The following is a 25,174-nucleotide window of genomic DNA, read 5'->3' on the forward strand; positions in this document are numbered from 1 at the left end:
GCCTGACATTCACCATCGATGTTGACTGACCCACCGCTTTCGCGAGCAAGCCCGCTCCCACAGGGGTATGTGTGAACCCTGAAAATCGGCACACAGCAAAAAGGCGCCTTTCGGCGCCTTTCTGTTTTGTTGCGGCTTAACGTCAAGCCATCTCGGCCGTGGTCTCGAACTCGAAGGTCAGCTCGCCGTCCTTGATGTCGATGTGCACCACACCGCCATGTTCGGCCAGTTCGCCAAAGAGGATCTCCTCCGCCAGCGGACGCTTGATCTTGTCCTGGATCAGGCGAGCCATCGGACGAGCGCCCATGGCCGAGTCGTAACCACCGGCTGCCAGCCAGCTGCGGGCGGCATCGGTGACTTCCAGCAACACACGTTTGTCTTCCAGCTGCGCCTGAAGCTCGGTGAGGAACTTGTCCACCACGCTCTTGATGACCTCATGACTGAGGCGACCAAACTGGATAATGGTATCCAGACGGTTGCGGAACTCTGGCGTGAAGCTCTTCTTGATCACTTCCATCGCGTCGGACGAGTGATCCTGGAACGTAAAACCGATCGAAGCGCGGGCTGCGGTTTCGGCACCGGCGTTGGTCGTCATGATGACGATCACGTTACGGAAATCCGCCTTGCGCCCGTTGTTATCGGTCAGGGTACCGTGGTCCATGACCTGCAGCAGCAGGTTGAAGACTTCCGGATGCGCCTTCTCGATTTCATCGAGCAACAGCACGCAGTGTGGTTGCTTGGTGATGGCTTCGGTCAGCAGACCGCCCTGATCGAACCCGACATAACCCGGAGGCGCACCGATCAGACGCGATACAGTGTGGCGCTCCATGTACTCGGACATGTCGAAGCGAATCAGCTCGACGCCCAGCGCCTTGGCCAGTTGACGCGCCGCTTCGGTTTTACCGACACCGGTCGGCCCTGCGAACAGGAACGAACCGACAGGCTTGTCAGGCGACTTCAGGCCAGCGCGCGACAATTTGATCGCGGTTGCCAGCGAGTCGATCGCCGCGTCCTGACCGAACACGGTCAGCTTCAGGTCACGCTCAAGGTTACGCAGCAGTTCCTTGTCGGAACTGGTGACGTGTTTTGGCGGAATTCGCGCAATTTTCGCGACGATATCCTCGACTTGCGGCACTTCAATGCGCTTGACGCGCATTTCCACCGGCTGCAGGCGCTGATAGGCACCCGCCTCGTCGATGACATCGATGGCCTTGTCCGGCATGTGCCGGTCATTGATATAGCGCGAAGCCAGTTCGGCAGCGGCGCGCAAGGCCTCATCACTGTATTCGATATTGTGATGGGACTCGAAGCGCCCCTTCAGGCCGCGCAGGATGCCGATGGTGTCTTCCACCGAAGGCTCGGACACATCGACCTTCTGGAAACGCCGGGCCAGGGCACGGTCCTTCTCGAAGATCCCGCGAAATTCCTGGAACGTGGTCGAGCCGATGCAACGGATATCACCCGACGACAGCAACGGCTTGAGCAGGTTCGAGGCGTCCATGACACCGCCAGAGGCGGCACCGGCACCAATGATGGTGTGGATTTCGTCGATGAACAGGATCGCCTGCGGGCGTTTTTTCAGTTCATTGAGCAACGCCTTGAAGCGCTTCTCGAAATCACCGCGGTATTTGGTACCGGCCAGCAAGGCTCCCAGGTCAAGGGAATACACCACGCTGTTGGCCAGCAGATCCGGCACCTGGTTGTCGACGATGCGCTTGGCCAGGCCTTCGGCAATCGCGGTTTTACCCACGCCCGCCTCGCCAACCAGCAGCGGATTGTTCTTGCGCCGACGCGCCAGGATCTGCGCTACGCGTTCGACTTCCAGTTCGCGCCCCACCAGTGGATCGATCCGACCCTGGCGCGCGAGTTCGTTGAGGTTGCTGGCATAAGCATCCAGAGGATTGCCCGAGGAAGAAGATTCACCGCCCTCGTCGTCCTGCATATCCTGCTCACCTTCAGAGTGATCGCCATGCCCCGGCACCTTGGAAATGCCATGGGCGATATAGTTGACGACATCGATGCGCGCAACGCTCTGCTGTTTAAGCAGGAACACTGCCTGACTCTCTTGCTCACTGAAGATCGCGACCAGCACGTTGGCGCCAGTCACTTCGCGTTTGCCCGAGCTCTGTACGTGAAACACGGCACGCTGCAGTACACGCTGGAAGCCCAGGGTTGGCTGGGTTTCGCGGTCCTCGTCATGAACGGGGATCAGTGGCGTGGTGGAGTCAATGAACTCCTGCAGGTCATGCTTGAGTTTGTCGAGGTTCGCGCCGCACGCACGCAAAACGGTGGCGGCAGCCTCATTGTCCAATAGGGCCAGCAGGAGATGCTCGACGGTCATGAACTCATGACGCTTCGAGCGTGCTTCCTTGAAGGCAAGATTGAGGGTGACTTCGAGCTCGCGGTTTAACATAGCTTCACCTCATACCCAAGTGTCCGGCGATTAACCGTCCTTCTCGATTTCACAGAGTAGCGGATGCTGGCTTTCCCTGGCGTACTGGTTGACCTGCATGGCCTTGGTCTCGGCGATGTCCCGGGTAAACACTCCACATACTGCCCGCCCTTCTGTGTGGACGGCCAGCATGACCTTGGTCGCCAGCTCGCGATTCAGGTTAAAAAACACCTCGAGCACTTCGACGACGAAATCCATCGGTGTGTAGTCATCATTGAACAAAACCACCTTGTACATCGGCGGTGCCTGTAAAGCAGGCTTGGCCTCCTGAACAGCAATGCCTGCGGAATCGTCGTCGTGTTCCTCCGGGCGATCCTTCTGGAGAGTCGGGCGATCCTGATTGAATGTTAGTCGAATCTGGCTGATTGCATGCATGGAAAGAAAGGTTCGTCTGTTGTTCAATTACAGTGGTGGGGGCGGCTATCAGCGTTTTCAACTCCGAGTGCCGGGTCTGCTTGACTATCGGCAAAACGGTGTTACAACCAATAGAGCCCACAGTGGGTAAAAAAGGTCCGCGGAGTCAATCTTATTTTCAGATACGACTGCGGATGTACTGGATGATACTCCAGTGATGGAGTCTGTTGCAGAGGGAGTTGGTATGTCAGGCGTCAAGGTCAGCGGCAAGGTCAAATGGTTCAACAACGCCAAGGGTTACGGTTTCATAAATGAAGACGGCAACACAGACGATCTGTTTGCCCACTTTTCCGCCATCCAGATGGATGGCTATAAAACCCTGAAAGCCGGTCAAGCTGTTGTATTCGAGATTATCCAGGGGCCCAAGGGCCTGCACGCAGTCAACATCGGCAACCCCGTGGACAGCCTGAATTCCACGGCACCCGCTGTACAACAGACCGTTACAGCTTAAGACCACACCGTCATCCCAGTCATAAAAAAACCGCCCGGCTCGATTGAGCCGGGCGGTTTTTTGCATGACTGCCGCTCGCTTACATGTGCGAGATCAGCGCATCGCCGAAGCCGGAGGAAGAAACCAGCCTGGCGCCATCCATCAAGCGCTCGAAATCATAGGTCACGGTCTTGGCGGAAATCGCCCCGTTAGTGCCCTTGATGATCAGGTCGGCCGCTTCGGTCCAGCCCATGTGACGCAGCATCATTTCTGCCGACAGGATCAGCGAACCCGGGTTGACCTGGTCCTTGCCCGCGTATTTCGGTGCAGTACCGTGGGTGGCTTCGAACATGGCCACGGTGTCGGACAGGTTGGCGCCCGGCGCAATACCGATACCGCCCACTTCCGCCGCCAGGGCGTCGGAGAGGTAGTCGCCGTTGAGGTTCAGGGTCGCGATGACATCGTATTCAGCCGGGCGCAGCAGGATCTGCTGGAGCATGGCGTCGGCGATGGCATCCTTGACGACAACGTTCTTGCCGGTTTTCGGGTTCTTGAACTGCATCCACGGGCCACCGTCGAGCAGGGTCGCGCCGAACTCTTCAGCCGCCACTTCGTAGGCCCACTCCTTGAAGGCACCTTCGGTGAACTTCATGATGTTGCCTTTGTGCACGATGGTCAGCGAGTCGCGGTCGTTGTCGACCACATACTGCAGCGCCTTGCGCGCCAGACGCTTGGTGCCTTCCAGGGACACCGGCTTGACGCCGATACCGCAGTTTTCATCGAAACGGATCTTGGTGACGCCCATTTCCTCTTTAAGGAACTTGATGACCTTGGTCGCCTCCGGCGAACCGGCCTTCCATTCAATACCGGCGTAGATGTCTTCGGAGTTCTCACGGAAGATCGTCATGTCGACGTCGCCTGGCTTCTTGACCGGGCTCGGCACGCCTTCGAACCAGCGCACCGGGCGCAGGCAGACGTACAGGTCCAGTTGCTGGCGCAGTGCAACGTTCAACGAACGGATGCCGCCACCGACCGGAGTGGTCAGCGGGCCCTTGATCGAAACCACGTAATCCTTGACTGCGTCCAGGGTTTCCTGAGGCAGCCAGGTGTCCTGATCGTAAACCTGGGTCGCTTTTTCCCCGGCGTACACTTCCATCCAGGAAATCTTGCGCTCGTCGCCGTAGGCCTTTTTAACGGCAGCATCGACAACCTTGATCATGACGGGGCTGATATCAACGCCAATACCGTCGCCTTCGATGAAGGGAATGATCGGGTTATTCGGAACATTGAGAGAATGGTCTGCATTGACGGTGATTTTGTCGCCGACAGCTGGAACCTGAATCTTCTTGTAACCCATGCTGAACTCCATTGATTGGATTGAACATCTGGCTTGGTTCGAGCGTAACCCAGTTAAATCGGCGCGCAAACCCTATGTTCCTGTCATCTGCGGTAAAGCCTTGCAACGGGCGCACTACAAGCTTGAAAGCAAAGGCAAAAATGCCAAAACCCGGGATAAGCATTGACCTTGCACCGACCCCGCTCCTGCGACCTTTAGACCAATGGACGAGAATCATTGCATCTGAAGCATCGGCAGAATGCCAGCTACCTATGTATAATGCGGCCGCTGACTAAAGGGTCACGACGGCGGAACGGCTCTACGACGACAGTTTCCGCCCGGCAAGCCGGCCTGCTACAACAGCCCGGCCACTTGACGCCCTACTGATGCACCCAACATCACAGCAACGAAATCTCGATATTCGGCTCATGGATGACTTTGAACGAACGCGCTTACCCGGCGCCCCTCGAGTTTCTGCGCACGCTTTAGCAAAGAAGAGAGAGTTAATCCGAATATGCCCACCCGCTCGAAGATCATCTATACCTTCACCGACGAAGCTCCTGCCCTCGCCACCTATTCACTGTTGCCTATCGTAGAGGCTTTCACCGCCTCGGCTGATATCGCCGTGGAAACCCGCGATATCTCTCTTGCAGGACGCATCCTGGCCAGCTTCCCCGAGCAACTGGGTGACAAAGCCGTAGCCGACCACCTCGCCGAACTGGGCGACCTGGCCGTTACGCCTGAAGCCAACATCATCAAATTGCCGAACATCAGCGCCTCGGTACCGCAACTGCAAGCCGCGATCAAAGAGCTGCAAGCTCAGGGCTACGCACTGCCGGACTACCCGGAAACCGTCACCTGCGACGCCGACAAAGACGTCAAGGCGCGCTACGACAAGGTCAAGGGCAGCGCCGTGAACCCGGTTCTGCGCGAAGGCAACTCCGACCGTCGCGCCCCGCTGTCGGTGAAGAACTACGCTCGCAAGCACCCGCACAAGATGGGCGCCTGGGCCAAGGACTCCAAGTCCCACGTCGCGCACATGAGCACCGGTGATTTCTACGGCAGCGAAAAAGCCGCCCTGATCGACGCCGCTGACGCCGTGAAAATCGAATTGATCGCTCAAGACGGCACGACCACCGTCCTGAAGGCAAAGACCAGCGTTCAGGCTGGCGAGATCCTCGACTGCGCCGTGATGAGCAAAAACGCCCTGCGTAACTTCATCGCCGCTGAAATCGAAGACGCCAAGGCCAATGGCGTACTGCTGTCGGTTCACCTCAAAGCCACCATGATGAAGGTCTCCGACCCGATCATGTTCGGCCAGATCGTTGCCGAGTTCTATAAAGACGCACTGGCCAAGCACGCTGACGTGCTGGCACAGATCGGCTTTAACCTGAACAACGGCATCGGCGACCTGTACGCTCGCATCAAGGCCCTGCCGGCCGAGCAGCAAGCAGCCATCGAAGCCGACATCCAGGCGGTCTACGCTGCTCGTCCGTCGCTGGCCATGGTCAACTCCGACAAAGGCATCACCAACCTGCACGTGCCGAGCGACGTTATCGTCGACGCCTCGATGCCGGCCATGATCCGTGACTCCGGCAAGATGTGGGGCACCGACGGCCAGCTGCACGACACCAAGGCGGTGATCCCGGACCGTTGCTACGCCACTATCTACCAGGCTGTGATCGCTGACTGCATCGCCAATGGCGCCTTCGATCCGACCACCATGGGCAGCGTGCCGAACGTTGGCCTGATGGCGAAGAAAGCCGAAGAGTATGGCTCCCACGACAAGACCTTCCAGATCAAGGCTGACGGCGTGGTTCGTGTGACCGACAGCAAAGGCACCCTGCTGATGGAACAGGCTGTTGAAGCCGGTGACATCTTCCGCATGTGCCAGACCAAAGACGCGCCGATCCAGGACTGGGTCAAGCTGGCCGTCAACCGTGCCCGCGCAAGCAGCACACCGGCCATTTTCTGGCTGGACCCGATGCGCGCCCACGACGGCGTGGTGATCGAGAAAGTTCAGGCTTACCTGAAGGATCACGACACCGCCGGCCTGGACATCCAGATCATGGCCCCAGTCGATGCAATGAAGTACACCCTGCAGCGCACTCGCGAAGGCAAGGACACCATTTCGGTGACCGGCAACGTACTGCGCGACTACCTGACCGACCTGTTCCCGATCATGGAACTGGGCACCAGCGCCAAGATGCTGTCGATCGTGCCGCTGATGAATGGCGGTGGCCTGTTCGAAACCGGCGCCGGTGGTTCGGCTCCGAAACACGTTCAGCAACTGCTGGAAGAGAACTTCCTGCGTTGGGACTCCCTGGGCGAGTTCCTCGCTCTGGCCGCGTCCCTCGAGCACCTGGGTGTTACTTACAACAACCCGAAGGCGCTGGTTCTGGCCAAGACCCTGGATCAGGCCACCGGCCAGTTCCTGGACAACAACAAGTCGCCATCGCGTAAAGTCGGCAACATCGACAACCGCGGCAGCCACTTCTACCTGGCGCTGTACTGGGCTCAGGCCCTGGCTGCCCAGACCGAAGACACTGCACTGCAAGCGCAGTTCGCGACCCTGGCCAAGACCCTGACCGAGAACGAAGCAACCATCGTTGCCGAGCTCAACGCCGTTCAGGGCAAGCCAGTGGACATCGGCGGTTACTACCACGCCAGTGCCGAGCTGATCAGCAAGGCCATGCGCCCGAGCGCAACCTTCAACGCAGCGGTTGCAGCGTTGGTTTAAGGTTGTAAGGGAACATCACAAACCCCGGCCATGTGCCGGGGTTTGTGTTTTTGGCCCCACCAAAGATCCAATGTGGGAGCGGGCTTGCTCGCGAATGCGGTTTATCATTGAACATCTCCATTGACTGAACCGCCGCTTTCGCGAGCAAGCCCGCTCCCACATTGACCGTGTTTCAATATTCAGAATTTGAGGAAACTTCATGGACTGGAAACCCCACATCACCGTCGCCACCATCGTCGAAGACAACGGCCGCTTCCTGATGGTCGAGGAACTCAAGCACGGACGTGTGGTGCTCAATCAGCCTGCCGGCCATCTGGATCCGAATGAAACCCTGACCGAAGCCGCCGTACGCGAAACCCTCGAAGAAACCGGCTGGGACGTCGAAGCCACCGGCGTGGTGGGAATTTATCTCTACACCGCCCCAAGCAACGGCGTGACTTATCAGCGAGTCTGCTTCATCGCCAAACCGCTGCAACACCGCCCCGATTACCAACTGGACGACGGCATCGTCGGCGCCAAGTGGCTGACCCGCGACGAATTAATCGAGCAGCGCGACCATTGGCGCAGCGAGCTGATCATCCGCTGCATCGACGATTACCTGGCCGGCCATCACTTCGGCCTCGAACTGATCCGTCCTTCTCTTTAGCCTTGCAGGCTTGAGCCTGTTAGAATCTCGTCCTTTTTCAAGACACTCATTGAATCCCTATGCGTGATCCAGCCCCTTCTGACACACAAAAGAAGCGCGTCATTGTCGGCATGTCCGGCGGCGTGGACTCTTCCGTTTCCGCCCTTCTGCTGATCGAGCAGGGATATGAGGTGGAAGGCCTGTTCATGAAGAACTGGGAAGAAGACGACGGAACCGAATACTGCACCGCCATGGATGATCTGGCGGACGCCCAGGCCGTGTGCGACAAGATTGGCATCAAGCTGCACACCGCCAACTTCGCCGCCGAGTACTGGGATAACGTGTTCGAGCACTTCCTGGCCGAATACAAGGCCGGCCGCACGCCGAACCCGGATATCCTGTGCAACCGCGAGATCAAGTTCAAGGCGTTCCTCGACTACGCCATGATGCTTGGCGCCGACCTGATTGCCACCGGTCACTACGTGCGTCGCCGCGACATCGACGGCCGCACCGAACTGCTCAAGGGCCTGGACGCGAACAAGGACCAGAGCTATTTCCTGCACGCCGTCGGCGGCGAGCAGATCGCCAAGACCCTGTTCCCGGTCGGCGAACTGGAAAAACCCGAAGTGCGCGCGATTGCCGAGAAATACGAACTGGCGACCGCGAAGAAAAAGGACTCCACCGGAATCTGCTTTATCGGCGAGCGCCGCTTCAGTGACTTCCTCAAGCAGTACCTGCCGGCCCAGCCGGGCGAGATCAAGACCACCGAAGGCGAGATCATCGGCCGTCACCACGGCCTGATGTACCACACCATCGGCCAGCGCCAGGGCCTGGGCATCGGCGGCTTGAAAGATGCCAGTGACGAGCCGTGGTACGTATTGATCAAGGACCTGGAACACAACGAGCTGATCGTCGGCCAGGGCAACGATCACCCCTGGCTGTTCTCCCGCGCCCTGCTCGCTTCGGACATCTATTGGGTCAACCCGATCGACCTGAGCCAGCCGCGCAGGCTGACCGCCAAGGTCCGCTATCGCCAGAGCGACCAGCCCTGCACCCTGGAAAAGACCGCCACCGGTTACCGTGCGACTTTCGATGACCCGCAGCGCGCAGTCACCCCGGGCCAGTCCGTGGTGTTCTACGACGGCGAAATCTGCCTGGGCGGCGGCGTCATTGAAGTGGCAGAGCCATGGACCAGTAAAGGCCAGGCGCAATGACTCCCACCCAGGAACAACTGACGGCGCTGGGCGGCGTGTTTCTCGCCGCCGTGCTGGTCGACAAGATCGCCAAAACCGGCCAGACCAACGAAGCCGGCCTGACCTGCATGCTGGGTAGCCTGCTGATTCGCGATCCCAAGGACACCCTGGAAGTCTACGGCGGCGACGATATCAATCTGCGCGAAGGCTATCGTGCCTTGATCGGCGCCCTCGAACGCGATCCAAGCGCCCTGCAGCGCGAACCCTTGCGTTATGCCCTGGCCATGCTTGGCCTGGAGCGTCAGTTGGCCAAGCGCGGCGACATGCTCGACGTGATCGGTAAGCGCCTGCCGCAAATCCAGTCCCAGGTCGAACACTTTGGCCCGGCTCACGAAAACGTGATCGCCGCCTGTGGCGCGCTGTACCAGGATACCCTGAGCACCTTGCGCCAACGCATCCAGGTGCACGGCGACATGCGCAACCTGCAACAACCGAGCAATGCCTCGAAAATTCGCGCCCTGCTGCTCGCCGGTATCCGTTCGGCACGCCTGTGGCGGCAGCTGGGCGGGCATCGCTGGCAGCTGGTGGTCAGCCGGCGCAAGCTGCTCAAAGAGCTTTATCCGCTGATGCGCAGCAGCTGAACCGCGCCCGCAACATGCTTTTGTAATCTGTAACGCGTAATACGCCGGTCAGTTGGCGACGGACCGGCGGATTTTTTCATGTATGATACGCGCCCCATTTCGTTGCCCGACTGTCCGAGAACACCCCATGCAGCTTTCTTCGCTCACTGCGGTTTCCCCTGTTGACGGCCGCTACGCCGGCAAAACCCAGGCCCTGCGCCCAATTTTCAGCGAGTACGGCTTGATCCGTGCCCGAGTCCTGGTTGAAGTGCGCTGGCTCCAGCGCCTGGCCGCTCACCCTGCCATCAGCGAAGTGCCGGCGTTCTCCGCGCAAGCCAACGCGGCGTTGAACACCCTGGCGGAAAACTTCTCTCTGGAGCACGCCGAGCGCGTCAAAGAGATCGAGCGCACCACCAACCACGACGTCAAAGCCATCGAATACCTGCTCAAGGAGCAGGCGGCCAAGCTGCCGGAACTGGCCAAGGTCAGCGAATTCATCCACTTTGCCTGCACCAGCGAGGACATCAACAACCTGTCCCACGCCCTGATGCTGCGCGAAGGCCGTGATGATGTGATGCTGCCGCTGATGCGCCAGACCGCCAACGCCATCCGCGAACTGGCCATCCGTTTCGCCGACGTGCCGATGCTGTCGCGCACCCACGGTCAGCCGGCCTCGCCGACCACCCTGGGCAAAGAACTGGCGAACGTGGTTTACCGCCTGGAGCGCCAGATCGCTCAAGTCGCCGCCGTGCCGCTGCTGGGCAAGATCAACGGCGCCGTGGGCAACTACAACGCACACCTGTCGGCCTACCCTGAGATCGACTGGGAAGCCAACGCCCGCGCCTTCATCGAAGACGAGCTGGGCCTGGGCTTCAACCCGTACACCACGCAGATCGAACCGCACGACTACATCGCCGAGCTGTTCGACGCGATCGCGCGCTTCAACACCATCCTGATCGACTTCGACCGCGACATCTGGGGCTACATCTCCCTGGGTTATTTCAAGCAGCGCACCATCGCTGGCGAAATCGGCTCGTCGACCATGCCGCACAAGGTCAACCCGATCGACTTCGAAAACTCCGAAGGCAACCTGGGCATCGCCAACGCGCTTTTCCAGCACCTGGCGAGCAAGCTGCCGATCTCCCGCTGGCAGCGCGACCTGACCGACTCCACCGTACTGCGCAACCTCGGTGTCGGCTTCGCCCACAGCGTGATCGCGTACGAAGCCAGCCTCAAGGGCATCAGCAAGCTGGAGCTCAACGAGCAGAAAATCGCCGCTGACCTGGACGCCTGCTGGGAAGTCCTGGCCGAGCCGATCCAGACCGTGATGCGCCGCTACAACATCGAAAACCCGTACGAGAAGCTGAAAGAATTGACCCGCGGCAAGGGCATCAGCCCGGAAGCGTTGCAGACTTTCATCGACGGCCTGGACATGCCGGCCGCCGCCAAGGCAGAGCTGAAGTTGCTCACCCCGGCGAACTACATCGGTAACGCTGTAGAGCAAGCCAAACGTATCTGATCGACCGCAAGACCCCTTTGAGACGCCCGGCAGCGCCGGGCGTTTTTATTCCCGTATGAAAAGTGCATTTTTTCAATAGGTTACACATGAATCCTGACACTCCTCTGCAACTTCTCGGCGGTATCACGGCACGGGAATTCCTGCGCGACTACTGGCAGAAAAAACCACTGCTGATCCGTCAGGCAATTCCTGATTTCGAAAGCCCGATCGACGCCGACGAACTGGCCGGCCTGGCACTGGAAGAAGAAGTCGAATCGCGTCTGATCATCGAAAACGGCGAACGCCCGTGGGAATTGCGCCGCGGTCCGTTTGCCGAAGACGAATTCAGCAAATTGCCGGAGCGAGAGTGGACCCTGCTGGTTCAAGCCGTGGACCAGTTCGTACCGGAAGTCAGCGAACTGCTCGAACATTTCCGCTTCCTGCCGAGCTGGCGCATCGACGACGTGATGATCAGCTTCGCCGCCCCGGGTGGCAGCGTGGGTCCGCACTTCGACAACTACGACGTGTTCCTCCTGCAAGGCCATGGCAAGCGCAACTGGAAGATCGGCCAGATGTGCGATTCCGATAGCGCCCTGCTGCAGCATGCCGACCTGCGCATCCTCGCCGACTTCGAAGCCACCGATGAGTGGGTCCTGGAACCGGGCGACATGCTGTACCTGCCGCCGCGCCTGGCCCACTGCGGCGTTGCAGTCGATGACTGCCTGACCTATTCGGTTGGTTTCCGCGCACCGAGCGCCGCTGAAGTACTGACCCACTTCACCGATTTCCTCAGCCAGTTCCTGCCGGATGAAGAGCGCTACACCGACGCCGACGCCCTGCCGGTGGCGGATCCGCACCAGATCCAGCATGACGCCCTCGACCGCTTGAAAGGCCTGCTGGCCGAACACATGAGCGACGAGCGCCTGCTGCTGACCTGGTTCGGCCAGTTCATGACCGAGCCGCGCTACCCGGAACTGGTGGTCGGGCCGGAAGATCTGGAAGAAGACGACGTGCTCAGCGCACTGGAAGAAGGCGCCGTGCTGATCCGCAACCCGAGCGCACGCCTGGCCTGGTCGGAAGTCGACGACGACCTGCTGCTGTTCGCCAGCGGCCAGAGCCGCTACCTGCCAGGCAAGTTGCGCGAACTGTTGAAGATGATCTGCGCCGCCGACGCGCTGCACATCGACAACCTCGGCGCCTGGCTGAGCGACGAAGACGGCCGCGGCCTGCTGTGCGAGCTGGTCAAGCAAGGAAGCCTGGGGTTCGCCGATGAATAAGATTCACGTAAGTGTCGCAGACTGGCAAAAGGACAACGCCGAGATCCGGCGCATTCGTGAGACGGTGTTCGTCGCCGAGCAATGCGTGCCACCCGAGCTGGAATGGGACGCCGATGACGCGACCGCCGTGCATTTCCTGGCGTTCGAAGGCGACTTTCCGATCGGTACCGCCCGCTTGCTGCCCGACGGGCACGTTGGCCGGGTATCGGTACTCAAGGACTGGCGCGGCCTGAAAGTCGGCGATGCACTGATGCATGCAGTGATCGGTGAAGCCGAGAAGCGCGGGCTCAAGCAGCAGATGCTCAGCGCCCAGGTGCAGGCCACGGCGTTCTATGAGCGCCTGGGCTTTCGCATGGTCAGCGAGGAGTTCCTGGAAGCCGGGATTCCTCATGTGGACATGGTTCGCCATTCGGCCTGAACCCTGTGATGAAGAGGCCCTGCGTCATGGCGGGCCTCTTTGTCATGGAGGGGCTTGTGTGTCACAGAAGGCTTGTGTGCCATAGAGGGCTTCTGTGTCATAGAGGGCCTCTTTGTCATGGAGGGGCTTGTGTGTCATAGAGGGCTTCTGTGGCGAGGGGGCTTGCCCCCGCTGGGTCGCGCAGCGGCCCCAGTATTTTCAGGGCCGCTGCGCAGCCCAACGGGGGCAAGCCCCCTCGCCACAAAAGCAATATGTGAACACCATCAAAACGCCTCGTCATCTTCAGATGCCGGGGCGTTTTGCCGTCTAGGATTCAACTACCGCCCCGCCAGGCCGACAAACTGGCAACATCAAGCCTTTGATTGCGGAGATAACGGATATGTCCCTACGCACCCTGCTCACCACACTGTTGGTAGCCAGCAGCTTTTCGGTCATGGCAGCCACGGAAATCGTGCCGCTGAAATATCACACCAGCGCCGACATGCTGCCGGTCGCCCAAGACTATATCGGCAAGGACGGCCAGGTCAGCGCCTACGGCAATCAGCTCATTGTCAACGCCGATCAGCGCAAGATCGACGAACTTAAAGCCCTTCTCAGCCAACTCGACACCGCCCCAAAACGCCTGCTGATCACTGTCGACACCAACGAAAACAACGTTCAGGGTGGTCAGGGTTATTCGGTGAACGGCGCCAAACCGGGCAAGACCCGGATCATCAGCTATGGCACCGACAGCCGCGACGGTGGCATCCAGCAAATCCAGGCCAGTGAAGGCGCGCCGGCGCTGATCCAGGTCGGCCAGAGCATCCCGCTGACCAGCAGCCAGACCGACTCCTACGGCGACCTGCGCAGCCAGACCGAATACCGCAACGTCACCCAGGGCTTCTACGTCACCGCCAGCGTCACCGGTGACATCGTTCACCTGTCGATCAGTACCAATCGTGACCGCATGAGCCAGGAACGTCCCGATGTAGTGAACGTGCAAAGTACCGACACGACAGTCACCGGGCGCCTGGGTGAATGGATCCTGCTGGCCGGCATGAATGGCCAGACGCAGGCCGACAAACAGGGTATGACCCGCAACTATGCGACTCAGAGCCGCAATGACATGACTGTGCGGGTGAAAGTCGACACTTTGGACTAACGTCCCAAAAACTGACTGGCGAGTCGCATTCACCGAAAAATGTAGTGCTTGAAAAAAAGCACTACAAAACGTTTGACGCGCCAAAAAAGCAAAGGCATGATGGCCTCGCTCCCGCTAACCAGGGGCCCTGGCAAGGGCCTTCGAAGCGATGTCTCGCAGCTACCCCGCGATCCGCTTCGTGTCTGTACCGCCCACAAGGTGTGTTTGACGAGGTTGCCGACTGGAACGAAGTTGTCCCGAGGGACGGAAGCTAATAGGTAACCCGGCAGCACACTGATGTTCGTACCAAGGCCCACGATGCCCGAATGCGCCCGCAGTTCGCCTCTACCTGCTCTCTTCCCCCCCGAGTCATCGTCCACCCCGTCGTCAGCCCCGCCGAATCCGACCGAACCATTGAGCTTCTGGTCAGCGAGCGCAGGAATTTTCCACCGCAGAACAACTTTTCATAAAGACGCGACGAGGTTTATCTCCATGGCACTGACACGCGAACAGCAAATTGCAGCCCTCGAAAAAGACTGGGCTGAAAACCCGCGCTGGAAAGGCGTGACACGCACTTACTCCGCTGCTGACGTCGTCCGTCTGCGTGGCTCGGTTCAACCTGAGCACACCTTTGCAAAAATGGGCGCCGAGAAGCTGTGGAACCTGGTGACCCAGGGTGCCAAGCCAGCCTTCCGTCCTGAGAAAGATTTCGTCAACTGCATGGGCGCCCTGACCGGCGGCCAGGCTGTACAACAAGTTAAAGCCGGTATCCAGGCGATCTACCTGTCGGGCTGGCAGGTTGCTGCGGACAACAACTCCGCCGAATCGATGTACCCGGACCAGTCGCTGTACCCGGTGGACTCGGTTCCAACCGTGGTCAAGCGCATCAACAACTCGTTCCGTCGCGCCGACCAGATCCAGTGGAAAGCCGGCAAGAACCCGGGCGACGACGGCTACATCGACTACTTCGCACCTATCGTGGCTGACGCCGAAGCCGGTTTCGGCGGCGTACTGAACGCCTACGAGCTGATGAAAAGCATGATCGAAGCAGGCGCCGCCGGCGTTCACTTTGAAGACCAACTGGCTTCCGTGAAGAAATGCGGCCACATGGGCGGCAAGGTACTGGTTCCTACCCAGGAAGCCGTACAGAAGCTGACCGCTGCCCGTCTGGCGGCTGACGTTGCCGGTACTCCGACCATCATCCTGGCTCGTACCGACGCTAACGCCGCCGACCTGCTGACTTCCGACTGCGACCCGTACGACCAGCCGTTCGTGACTGGCGAACGTACCCAGGAAGGCTTCTACAAAGTGCGCGCTGGCCTGGACCAGGCGATCGCTCGCGGCCTGGCTTACGCTCCGTACGCCGACCTGATCTGGTGCGAAACCGCCAAGCCAGACCTGGACGAGGCTCGTCGCTTCGCTGAAGCGATCAAAAAGGAATACCCGGACCAACTGCTGTCCTACAACTGCTCGCCTTCTTTCAACTGGAAGAAAAACCTGGACGACGCGACCATCGCCAAGTTCCAGCGCGAACTGTCCGCCATGGGCTACAAGCACCAGTTCATCACACTGGCCGGCATTCACAACATGTGGCACAGCATGTTCAACCTGGCGCACGACTACGCCCGCAACGACATGACTGCCTACGTGAAGCTGCAAGAGCAGGAATTCGCTGACGCTTCGAAGGGCTACACCTTCGTGGCTCACCAGCAGGAAGTGGGCACCGGCTACTTCGACGACATGACCACCGTGATCCAGGGTGGCTCGTCTTCGGTCACCGCGCTGACCGGTTCGACTGAAGAAGAACAGTTCCACTGATCTGCTTCTTGAGTACACGGCCGCTGCGGACCGACTGAAAAGCTAACCGCAGCGCTGCACATCTGACGCCCCGACTGGTTCGGGGCGTTTTTTTGCCTGCGATTCCTCAAACACCACAAACCCTGCATCCATACCTCACCGCAGGAGCTGTCTGGTGAAACGAGGCTGCGATCTTTTGATCTTGCTTGTAAAAAATCAAAAGATCGCAGCCTCGTTTCTCTCGACAGCTCCTACAGTTATGCGCATGTAAGACAACTTCCCCACCATAAACCAGTTAAACACTTTAAAAACCAGCACAAACAATACTGATTATCATTTAGCAAAAACCATGTTCGTTACATTCCAAACAAAACATAATTCCCCAAATGCCGGCTAATGCCCGCATCGCAAGGGCTACAGGGCTCCAAAGGCTCAGAATGTCCTTATTCCTATAATAAATTTCGCTATAGGAATTTTACTTGCCGGGTGTTTAGCCATAAAATCAGCGGGATTGATTGCTGCGACATATCGTCACTGCTTTGTTACTTTTTCAAGCTCAGAGACCTTTGCTCTCTGTTAAGGATTACCAGCATGCCCGAAGCGACAGGACTCATGGCCCACAACTGGGGCTTTGCCATTTTCCTTCTAGGCGTCGTCGGCCTCTGTGCCTTCATGCTGGGCGTCTCAAGCCTCCTCGGGTCAAAAGCCTGGGGCCGCAGCAAAAACGAACCGTTCGAGTCCGGCATGCTACCTACAGGTGGCGCCCGCTTGCGGCTCTCGGCAAAATTCTATCTGGTCGCGATGCTCTTCGTGATCTTCGATATCGAAGCCCTCTTTCTCTTTGCATGGTCTGTGTCCGTCCGCGAAAGCGGCTGGACCGGATTCGTCGAAGCTCTCGTTTTCATAGCAATTCTGTTGGCAGGCCTTGTCTACCTATTCCGAGTGGGCGCCCTTGACTGGGCTCCGGAAGCTCGGCGCAAGCGGCAAGCGAAGCTGAAACAATGAGGCTTTGGCAATGCAATACAATCTCACCAGGATCGACCCCGATGCTCCTAACGAGCAGTATCCGATTGGCGAGCGGGAAACCGTTTCCGATCCGTTAGAAGATCAAGTCCACAAAAACATCTTCATGGGCAAACTCGAAGACGTGCTTAACGGCACGATCAACTGGGGGCGCAAGAACTCCCTGTGGCCGTATAACTTCGGTCTTTCGTGCTGCTACGTGGAAATGACCACCGCCTTCACGGCGCCCCACGACATCGCGCGCTTTGGCGCCGAGGTTATCCGGGCATCGCCGCGCCAGGCGGATTTCATGGTTATCGCTGGTACCTGCTTCATCAAGATGGCGCCGATCATTCAGCGTCTCTATGAGCAAATGCTCGAACCGAAATGGGTAATTTCCATGGGTTCGTGCGCCAACTCCGGTGGCATGTACGACATCTACTCTGTCGTTCAAGGGGTGGACAAGTTCCTGCCCGTGGACGTCTACGTGCCTGGCTGCCCGCCCCGTCCTGAAGCTTTCCTGCAAGGCCTGATGCTGTTGCAGGAGTCGATTGGACAGGAGCGTCGTCCGCTTTCCTGGGTCGTTGGTGATCAAGGCGTCTACCGCGCCGAGATGCCTTCCGAGAAGGAAAAGCGCCGCGAACAGCGAATCGCAGTCACCAACCTGCGCAGCCCCGACGAAGTCTGATCCAGATCTGCTTCTTTGATAGAACGAGACACTGGCTTCATTCTTTACGTTGACCGAAAGCGATAAATAACCATGACTACAGGCAGTGCTCTGTACATCCCGCCTTACAAGGCAGACGACCAGGATGTGGTCGTCGAACTGAACAACCGTTTTGGCCCGGAGGCGTTCACCGCCCAGCCTACCCGCACCGGCATGCCGGTGCTTTGGGTTGCCCGCGCCAAACTCGTCGAAGTCCTGACCTTCCTGCGTAACCTGCCCAAGCCGTACGTCATGCTCTATGACCTGCACGGCGTGGACGAGCGTCTGCGCACCAAGCGTCAAGGGCTGCCAAGCGGCGCCGACTTCTCCGTGTTCTATCACTTGATGTCGATCGAGCGTAACAGCGACGTCATGATCAAGGTCGCCCTGTCCGAGAGCGACCTCAGCCTGCCGACCGTCACCAGCATCTGGCCGAACGCCAACTGGTACGAGCGTGAAGTCTGGGACATGTACGGCATCGACTTCAAAGGCCACCCTCACCTGACGCGCATCATGATGCCGCCCACCTGGGAAGGTCACCCGCTGCGCAAGGATTTTCCGGCGCGCGCCACCGAATTCGATCCGTTCAGCCTGACCCTGGCCAAGCAACAACTCGAGGAAGAAGCCGCGCGCTTCAAGCCTGAAGACTGGGGCATGAAACGTTCCGGCGCGAACGAGGACTACATGTTCCTCAACCTCGGCCCTAACCACCCTTCGGCGCACGGTGCGTTCCGCATCATCCTGCAGCTGGACGGTGAAGAGATCGTCGATTGCGTTCCGGACATCGGTTACCACCACCGTGGCGCCGAGAAGATGGCCGAGCGTCAGTCCTGGCACAGCTTCATCCCGTACACCGACCGTATCGACTACCTCGGCGGCGTGATGAACAACCTGCCGTACGTGCTCTCGGTCGAGAAGCTGGCCGGCATCAAGGTGCCTGAGAAGGTCGACGTCATCCGCATCATGATGGCCGAGTTCTTCCGGATCACCAGCCACCTGCTGTTCCTGGGTACTTACATCCAGGACGTCGGCGCCATGACTCCGGTGTTCTTCACCTTCACCGACCGCCAGAAGGCGTACACGGTGATCGAAGCCATTACCGGTTTCCGCCTGCACCCGGCCTGGTACCGCATCGGTGGCGTCGCCCACGACCTGCCGCGCGGCTGGGAAAAACTGGTGAAAGACTTCGTCGAGTGGATGCCAAAGCGTCTGGACGAATACCAGAAAGCCGCACTGGACAACAGCATCCTGCGTGGCCGCACCATCGGCGTCGCCGCCTACAACACCAAGGAAGCCCTGGAATGGGGCGTCACCGGTGCCGGCCTGCGTTCGACCGGTTGCGACTTCGACCTGCGTAAAGCGCGTCCATACTCCGGTTACGAGAACTTCGAATTCGAAGTGCCGCTGGCCGCCAATGGCGATGCCTACGATCGTTGCATCGTACGTGTCGAAGAAATGCGCCAGAGCATCAAGATCATCGAGCAGTGCATGCGCAACATGCCGCAAGGCCCGTACAAGGCGGATCACCCGCTGACCACGCCGCCACCGAAAGAGCGCACCCTGCAACACATCGAGACCCTGATCACGCACTTCCTGCAAGTTTCGTGGGGCCCGGTCATGCCGGCCAACGAATCCTTCCAGATGATCGAAGCGACCAAGGGCATCAACAGTTATTACCTGACGAGCGATGGCGGCACCATGAGCTACCGCACCCGGATTCGTACCCCAAGCTTCCCGCACTTGCAGCAGATCCCTTCGGTGATCAAAGGCAGCATGGTCGCGGACTTGATCGCGTACCTGGGTAGTATCGATTTCGTTATGGCCGACGTGGACCGCTAAGCATGAACAGCACGCTTATCCAGACAGACCGTTTCACCTTGAGTGAAACCGAGCGCTCGGCCATCGAGCACGAGTTGCATCACTACGAAGACCCGCGCGCGGCGTCCATCGAAGCCCTGAAGATCGTCCAGAAGGAACGTGGCTGGGTGCCGGATGGCGCCCTGTACGCCATCGGCGAAATCCTCGGCATCCCGGCCAGCGACGTAGAAGGCGTGGCGACGTTCTATAGCCAGATCTTCCGTCAGCCGGTCGGCCGTCACATCATTCGCGTCTGCGACAGCATGGTCTGCTACATCGGCGGCCACGAGTCGGTTGTCAGCGAAATCCAGAGCAAGCTCGGCATCGGCCTGGGTCAAACCACCGCCGACGGTCGTTTCACCCTGCTGCCGGTCTGCTGCCTCGGCAACTGCGACAAGGCGCCGGCGTTGATGATCGACGACGACACTTTCGGTGATGTGCAGCCAGCAGGCGTTGCCAAATTGCTCGAGGGCTACGTATGACCCTGACTTCTTTCGGCCCGGCCAACCGCATCAAGCGTTCGGCCGAGACTCACCCGCTCACCTGGCGTCTGCGTGACGACGGCGAAGCCGTATGGCTCGACGAGTACCAGGCCAAGAACGGTTACGCCGCTGCGCGCAAGGCCTTTGCCGACATGGCTCAGGACGATATCGTCCAGACCGTGAAAGATTCCGGCCTCAAAGGTCGCGGCGGTGCAGGCTTCCCCACAGGCGTGAAGTGGGGACTGATGCCAAAGGACGAATCCATCAACATCCGCTACCTGCTGTGCAACGCGGATGAAATGGAGCCCAACACCTGGAAAGACCGCATGCTGATGGAGCAACTGCCCCATCTGCTGATCGAAGGCATGCTGATCAGTGCCCGTGCACTGAAAACCTACCGTGGCTACATCTTCCTGCGTGGCGAATACACCACCGCCGCCAAGCACCTCAACCGTGCCGTGGAAGAAGCCAAGGCAGCTGGCCTGCTGGGTAAAAACATTCTGGGCAGCGGCTTCGATTTCGAACTGTTCGTCCACACCGGCGCCGGGCGTTACATCTGCGGTGAAGAAACCGCGTTGATCAACTCCCTCGAAGGCCGCCGCGCCAACCCGCGCTCCAAGCCGCCCTTCCCTGCCGCCGTTGGCGTGTGGGGCAAGCCGACCTGCGTGAACAACGTTGAAACCCTGTGCAACGTCCCGGCGATCATTGCCGACGGCGTGGACTGGTACAAATCGTTGGCACGCGAGGGCAGTGAAGACATGGGCACCAAGCTCATGGGCTTCTCCGGCAAGGTCAAGAACCCGGGTCTGTGGGAACTGCCATTCGGCGTCACCGGTCGCGAGCTGTTCGAAGACTACGCCGGCGGCATGCGCGACGGCTTCAAGCTCAAGGCCTGGCAACCAGGCGGCGCCGGTACCGGCTTCCTGTTGCCGGAACACCTGGACGCACAAATGTACGCCGGCGGCATCGCCAAGGTGGGCACCCGTATGGGTACCGGCCTGGCCATGGCGGTGGACGACAGCATCAACATGGTGTCCCTGCTGCGCAACATGGAGCAGTTCTTCGCCCGCGAATCCTGTGGCTTCTGCACCCCGTGCCGCGATGGCCTGCCATGGAGCGTCAAGCTCCTGATGGCGATCGAGAACGGTGAAGGCCAGCCAGGCGACATCGAGACCCTGCTGGGTCTGGTCGGTTTCCTCGGCCCGGGCAAGACCTTCTGTGCTCACGCACCGGGCGCCGTGGAGCCATTGGGCAGCGCAATCAAATACTTCCGCCATGAGTTCGAAGCCGGTATCGCGCCAGTCAGCGCCGCCGTCCCGCCTCTGGCAAGGCCGATTGTAGTCGGCGCGTAAACGCTTAAAAAAGCGAAGGGTCCGTGCCCTTCGCTTTTCGTGTGATGACGCCTTTAACGGCTGTGTTGATTCACGCGCACAACAAGATTCCATTAGCCACGCCCGCTGACACCGGGCCAACGAAGAACTTTGAACCATGGCCACTATCCACGTAGACGGCAAAGCGCTCGAAGTCGATGGGGCAGACAACCTGTTACAGGCATGTCTGTCTCTGGGCCTCGATATTCCGTATTTCTGCTGGCACCCTGCCCTTGGCAGCGTTGGCGCTTGCCGCCAGTGCGCGGTCAAGCAGTACACCGACGAGAACGACACCCGTGGTCGTATCGTCATGTCCTGCATGACGCCTGCCACCGACAACACCTGGATTTCCATCGAAGATGAAGAATCCAAGGCGTTCCGCGCCAGTGTTGTTGAATGGCTGATGACCAACCACCCTCACGACTGCCCGGTCTGTGAAGAAGGCGGTCACTGCCATCTGCAAGACATGACGGTAATGACCGGCCACAACGAGCGCCGTTACCGCTTCACCAAGCGTACCCACCAGAACCAGCAACTGGGCCCGTTCATTTCCCACGAAATGAACCGCTGCATCGCTTGCTACCGCTGCGTGCGCTTCTATAAGGACTACGCCGGCGGCACCGACCTCGGTGTATTCGGCGCCCACGACAACGTGTACTTCGGTCGCGTTGAAGACGGCACCCTGGAAAGCGAGTTCTCCGGCAACCTCACCGAGGTCTGCCCGACCGGTGTGTTCACCGACAAGACTCACTCCGAGCGCTACAACCGTAAATGGGACATGCAGTTCTCGCCGAGCATCTGCCATGGCTGCTCCAGCGGTTGCAACATCTCCCCGGGCGAGCGCTACGGTGAACTGCGTCGTATCGAAAACCGTTTCAACGGTTCGGTAAACCAGTACTTCCTGTGCGACCGTGGCCGTTTCGGCTACGGCTACGTCAACCGCGAAGACCGTCCGCGTCAGCCGCTGCTGGCCAACGGCACCAAGCTGAGCCTGGACGAAGCGCTGGATAAAGCCGCCGACCTGCTGCGCGGTCGCAACATCGTCGGTATCGGTTCGCCCCGCGCCAGCCTCGAAAGCAACTACGCGTTGCGCGAACTGGTCGGCGCCGAGCACTTCTACTCCGGTATCGAAGCGTCCGAACTGGAACGCATCCGCCTGGTCCTGCAGGTACTCAAAGACAGCCCGCTGCCTGTGCCGAACATGCGCGACATCGAAGACCACGATGCGATTTTCGTTCTCGGTGAAGACCTGACCCAGACTGCTGCGCGCATGGCCCTGTCCCTGCGTCAATCGGTCAAGGGCAAGGCCGAAGACATGGCCGACGCCATGCGCGTCCAGCCTTGGCTCGACGCCGCGGTGAAGAACATCGGTCAGCACGCGCTGAACCCGCTGTTCATCGCCAGCCTGGCTGAAACCAAGCTCGACGACATCGCTGAAGAATGCGTGCACGCCGCTCCAGACGACCTGGCCCGCATCGGTTTCGCCGTGGCACACGCCCTCGACGCCAGCGCGCCAGCCGTTGAAGGCCTGGACGCTGAAGCCCTCGAGCTGGCCAAGCGCATTGCCGACGCCCTGCTCGCGGCCAAACGTCCGCTGATCATCGCCGGTACTTCCCTGGGCTCCAAAGCCTTGATCGAAGCCGCCGCGAACATCGCCAAGGCTCTGAAACTGCGCGAGAAGAACGGTTCCATCAGCCTGATCGTGCCAGAGGCCAACAGCCTCGGCCTGGCCATGCTCGGTGGCGAATCGGTCGACGCCGCGCTGCAAGCGGTCATCGACGGGAAAGCCGACGCCATCGTCGTGCTGGAAAACGATCTGTACACCCGTACCGACAAGGCCAAGGTCGATGCTGCCCTGACCGCCGCCAAAGTACTGATCGTCGCCGACCATCAGAAGACCGCTACCAGCGATCGCGCGCACCTGGTTCTGCCAGCCGCCAGCTTCGCTGAAGGCGACGGTACCCTGGTCAGCCAGGAAGGTCGCGCCCAGCGTTTCTTCCAGGTGTTCGATCCGAAGTACATGGACGCGAGCATCCTGGTTCACGAAGGCTGGCGCTGGCTGCATGCCCTGCGCGCGACCCTGTTGAACCAGCCGATCGACTGGACCCAACTGGACCACGTCACCGCCGCCGTCGCTTCCAGCACTTCGATCCTGAACCGCATCGTCGACGCCGCACCGTCCGCCGCGTTCCGCATCAAGGGCATGAAACTGGCCCGTGAACCGCTGCGCTACTCCGGTCGTACCGCCATGCGCGCCGACATCAGCGTGCACGAACCGCGTACCCCGCAAGACAAGGACACCGCGTTCGCCTTCTCCATGGAAGGTTACTCGGGTTCCGCCGAACCGCGTCAGCAAGTGCCATTCGCCTGGTCTCCGGGCTGGAACTCGCCGCAGGCCTGGAACAAGTTCCAGGACGAAGTCGGTGGTCACATCCGCGCTGGCGACCCGGGCACCCGCCTGATCGAAAGCAACGGTGACTCGCTGAACTGGTTCGCCAGTGTTCCGCGTGCATTCAACCCGGCCCAGGGCACCTGGCATGTCGTACCGTTCTTCCACCTGTTCGGCAGCGAAGAGAACTCTTCGAAAGCCGCTCCGGTTCAGGAACGCATTCCGGCTGCCTACGTCGCACTGGCCAAGTCCGAAGCCGACCGCCTGGGTGTCAATGACGGCGCCATGCTCAGCTTGAACGTTGCTGGCCAGACCCTGCGTCTGCCGCTGCGCATCAACGAAGAGCTGGGTGCCGGCCTGGTGGCACTGCCTGCGGGCATCGCCGGCATTCCGCCAGCGATCTTTGGCAAATCCGTTGATGGTCTGCAGGAGGCAGCTCAATGACCTGGTTCACTCCTGAAGTGATCGACATCATCATCGCGGTCCTCAAGGCCGTGGTGATTCTGCTTGCCGTGGTGGTTTGCGGTGCACTGCTGAGCTGGGTCGAGCGTCGTTTGCTCGCCCTCTGGCAGGACCGTTACGGTCCGAACCGCGTCGGTCCGTTCGGCGCGTTCCAGATCGCCGCCGACATGATCAAGATGTTCTTCAAGGAAGACTGGACGCCTCCATTCGCCGACAAGATGATCTTCACCCTGGCACCGGTAGTGGCCATGAGCGCCCTGCTGATTGCCTTCGCGATCATCCCGATCACCCCGACCTGGGGCGTGGCGGACATCAACATCGGCATCCTGTTCTTCTTCGCCATGGCGGGTCTGTCGGTCTACGCGGTGCTGTTCGCCGGCTGGTCGAGCAACAACAAGTTCGCCCTGCTCGGCAGCTTGCGGGCCTCGGCACAGACCGTGTCGTACGAAGTGTTCATGGGCCTGTCGCTGATGGGCATCGTGATCCAGGTCGGCTCGTTCAACATGCGCGACATCGTTGAATACCAAGCGCAGAACCTGTGGTTCATCATTCCGCAGATCTTTGGTTTCCTGACCTTCTTCATCGCTGGCGTGGCCGTGACTCACCGTCACCCGTTCGACCAGCCGGAAGCAGAACAGGAACTGGCAGACGGTTACCACATTGAATACGCCGGCATGAAATGGGGCATGTTCTTCGTCGGCGAGTACATCGGCATCGTGCTGATCTCGGCGCTGCTGGTGACCTTGTTCTTCGGTGGCTGGCACGGCCCGTTCGGCATCCTGCCGCAGATCCCGTTCATCTGGTTCGCACTGAAAACCGCGTTCTTCATCATGATCTTCATCCTGTTGCGCGCTTCGATTCCGCGCCCACGGTATGACCAAGTGATGGATTTCAGCTGGAAGTTCTGCCTGCCGCTGACCCTCGTCAACATGCTGGTGACCGCTGCGATCGTGTTGCTCAACACGCCCGCCGTCGCGGCTCAGTGA

The 25,174-nt window shown here is 59.6% G+C and carries 21 protein-coding genes; 18 read left to right on the top strand and 3 right to left on the bottom strand.

Annotation, left to right across the window (positions count from 1 at the left end; all coding sequences use genetic code 11):
* Positions 1-142: 142 nt before the first annotated feature.
* Both clpA and clpS read right to left on the bottom strand, forming a co-directional pair.
* On the bottom strand, positions 143-2,413 hold the full coding sequence (clpA, locus tag KW839_RS17065; protein ID WP_060543566.1) for an ATP-dependent Clp protease ATP-binding subunit ClpA: 2,271 nt from the start codon (positions 2,411-2,413) through the stop codon (positions 143-145).
* A 30-nt stretch (positions 2,414-2,443) separates the two neighbouring features.
* Positions 2,444-2,827 carry an ATP-dependent Clp protease adapter ClpS gene (gene clpS / locus KW839_RS17070; RefSeq protein ID WP_020799529.1) on the bottom strand — a complete coding sequence of 128 codons (384 nt, stop codon included), beginning with the start codon at positions 2,825-2,827 and terminating at the stop codon, positions 2,444-2,446.
* 223 nt (positions 2,828-3,050) lie between these two features.
* Between clpS and cspD the strand changes: the two genes are divergently transcribed.
* Positions 3,051-3,317 (top strand): cold shock domain-containing protein CspD, encoded by a 267-nt coding sequence (cspD, locus tag KW839_RS17075; RefSeq protein WP_218424996.1) that lies wholly within the window; start codon positions 3,051-3,053, stop codon positions 3,315-3,317.
* A gap of 79 nt (positions 3,318-3,396) precedes the next feature.
* Here cspD and icd read toward each other — a convergent pair whose 3' ends face one another.
* Complete coding sequence (icd, locus tag KW839_RS17080) at positions 3,397-4,653, bottom strand: NADP-dependent isocitrate dehydrogenase (protein ID WP_218424997.1); 1,257 nt, start codon at positions 4,651-4,653, stop codon at positions 3,397-3,399.
* Between icd and KW839_RS17085 the strand changes: the two genes are divergently transcribed.
* The 17 genes from KW839_RS17085 to nuoH all read left to right on the top strand — a co-directional run bounded on the left by KW839_RS17085 (position 4,652) and on the right by nuoH (position 25,174).
* On the top strand, positions 4,652-4,819 hold the full coding sequence (locus KW839_RS17085; protein ID WP_177337000.1) for a hypothetical protein: 168 nt from the start codon (positions 4,652-4,654) through the stop codon (positions 4,817-4,819). The two genes, icd and KW839_RS17085, sit on opposite strands and share 2 nt — an antisense overlap.
* A 327-nt stretch (positions 4,820-5,146) precedes the next feature.
* Entirely contained in the window at positions 5,147-7,372 is a 2,226-nt protein-coding gene (locus tag KW839_RS17090; RefSeq protein ID WP_060543563.1) for an NADP-dependent isocitrate dehydrogenase, read from the top strand.
* Between the two features lie 199 nt (positions 7,373-7,571).
* Complete coding sequence (locus tag KW839_RS17095) at positions 7,572-8,018, top strand: NUDIX hydrolase (RefSeq protein ID WP_060543562.1); 447 nt, start codon at positions 7,572-7,574, stop codon at positions 8,016-8,018.
* 59 nt (positions 8,019-8,077) lie between these two features.
* A complete protein-coding gene (gene mnmA / locus KW839_RS17100; RefSeq protein ID WP_060543561.1) occupies positions 8,078-9,211 on the top strand; it encodes a tRNA 2-thiouridine(34) synthase MnmA in 1,134 nt (377 codons plus the stop codon).
* A complete protein-coding gene (hflD, locus tag KW839_RS17105) occupies positions 9,208-9,831 on the top strand; it encodes a high frequency lysogenization protein HflD (protein ID WP_060543560.1) in 624 nt (207 codons plus the stop codon). The genes mnmA and hflD overlap by 4 nt, the downstream gene beginning before the upstream one ends.
* 127 nt (positions 9,832-9,958) lie before the next feature.
* A complete protein-coding gene (purB, locus tag KW839_RS17110; protein ID WP_218424998.1) occupies positions 9,959-11,329 on the top strand; it encodes an adenylosuccinate lyase in 1,371 nt (456 codons plus the stop codon).
* Between the two features lie 86 nt (positions 11,330-11,415).
* Positions 11,416-12,585 (top strand): cupin domain-containing protein, encoded by a 1,170-nt coding sequence (locus KW839_RS17115; RefSeq protein ID WP_218424999.1) that lies wholly within the window; start codon positions 11,416-11,418, stop codon positions 12,583-12,585.
* Entirely contained in the window at positions 12,578-13,003 is a 426-nt protein-coding gene (locus tag KW839_RS17120; protein WP_060543557.1) for a GNAT family N-acetyltransferase, read from the top strand. The genes KW839_RS17115 and KW839_RS17120 overlap by 8 nt, the downstream gene beginning before the upstream one ends.
* 379 nt (positions 13,004-13,382) lie before the next feature.
* Positions 13,383-14,144: a secretin N-terminal domain-containing protein gene (locus tag KW839_RS17125; protein ID WP_060543556.1), complete on the top strand. Its 762-nt coding sequence runs from the start codon at positions 13,383-13,385 to the stop codon at positions 14,142-14,144.
* Between the two features lie 471 nt (positions 14,145-14,615).
* Entirely contained in the window at positions 14,616-15,941 is a 1,326-nt protein-coding gene (aceA, locus tag KW839_RS17130) for an isocitrate lyase (protein WP_034146910.1), read from the top strand.
* 570 nt (positions 15,942-16,511) lie between these two features.
* Entirely contained in the window at positions 16,512-16,925 is a 414-nt protein-coding gene (locus KW839_RS17135; protein ID WP_003223812.1) for an NADH-quinone oxidoreductase subunit A, read from the top strand.
* A 10-nt stretch (positions 16,926-16,935) separates the two neighbouring features.
* Positions 16,936-17,610, top strand: coding sequence for an NADH-quinone oxidoreductase subunit B family protein (locus tag KW839_RS17140; RefSeq protein ID WP_007946424.1), 675 nt, complete (start codon positions 16,936-16,938; stop codon positions 17,608-17,610).
* A gap of 72 nt (positions 17,611-17,682) precedes the next feature.
* Positions 17,683-19,467, top strand: a complete 1,785-nt coding sequence (gene nuoC, locus KW839_RS17145; RefSeq protein WP_060543555.1) for an NADH-quinone oxidoreductase subunit C/D — start codon at positions 17,683-17,685, stop codon at positions 19,465-19,467.
* 2 nt (positions 19,468-19,469) lie between these two features.
* On the top strand, positions 19,470-19,967 hold the full coding sequence (gene nuoE / locus KW839_RS17150; RefSeq protein WP_008020715.1) for an NADH-quinone oxidoreductase subunit NuoE: 498 nt from the start codon (positions 19,470-19,472) through the stop codon (positions 19,965-19,967).
* Entirely contained in the window at positions 19,964-21,319 is a 1,356-nt protein-coding gene (nuoF, locus tag KW839_RS17155; protein WP_218425000.1) for an NADH-quinone oxidoreductase subunit NuoF, read from the top strand. Before nuoE ends, nuoF begins: the two co-directional genes overlap by 4 nt.
* 136 nt (positions 21,320-21,455) lie before the next feature.
* Complete coding sequence (nuoG, locus tag KW839_RS17160) at positions 21,456-24,170, top strand: NADH-quinone oxidoreductase subunit NuoG (protein WP_218425001.1); 2,715 nt, start codon at positions 21,456-21,458, stop codon at positions 24,168-24,170.
* Positions 24,167-25,174 carry an NADH-quinone oxidoreductase subunit NuoH gene (nuoH, locus tag KW839_RS17165; RefSeq protein ID WP_034146906.1) on the top strand — a complete coding sequence of 336 codons (1,008 nt, stop codon included), beginning with the start codon at positions 24,167-24,169 and terminating at the stop codon, positions 25,172-25,174. The genes nuoG and nuoH overlap by 4 nt, the downstream gene beginning before the upstream one ends.

Source organism: Pseudomonas sp. PDM31, from assembly GCF_019218965.1.
Taxonomy (GTDB): Bacteria; Pseudomonadota; Gammaproteobacteria; order Pseudomonadales; family Pseudomonadaceae; genus Aquipseudomonas.